The organism is Citrobacter sp. TBCS-14, from assembly GCF_005280805.1.
Taxonomy (GTDB): domain Bacteria; phylum Pseudomonadota; class Gammaproteobacteria; order Enterobacterales; family Enterobacteriaceae; genus Citrobacter; species Citrobacter gillenii.
In genome coordinates this window covers 1-234 of the sequence record NZ_SZWM01000939.1, presented here as the reverse complement: position 1 = coordinate 234, position 234 = coordinate 1, and the positions used below count along the sequence as shown (strand labels likewise).

The following is a 234-nucleotide window of genomic DNA, read 5'->3' as shown; positions in this document are numbered from 1 at the left end:
TGGGCTTCTTCAATCATAAACACTTTGTCCGTAGGCGCGCCGATCCCAAGCGTCGGTTCCACGTTTTGTACCGGTATGGGTTCATATTTGTGTACGATATTACCCACTACATCTTCTTTCCCTTCCTGCACGTTGTATTCCCAGCGGCAGGCATTGGTACAGGTACCCTGGTTAGGGTCGCGTTTGTTGATGTAGCCGGAGAGCAGGCAACGGCCGGAGTAGGCCATGCACAGC

At 53.0% G+C, this 234-nt stretch carries 1 protein-coding gene; it reads right to left on the bottom strand.

What is annotated here, in order from left to right; genetic code table 11:
• The coding region (locus FDX22_RS22150; RefSeq protein ID WP_186805432.1) for a U32 family peptidase at window positions 1-234 on the bottom strand (234 nt) is incomplete at both ends.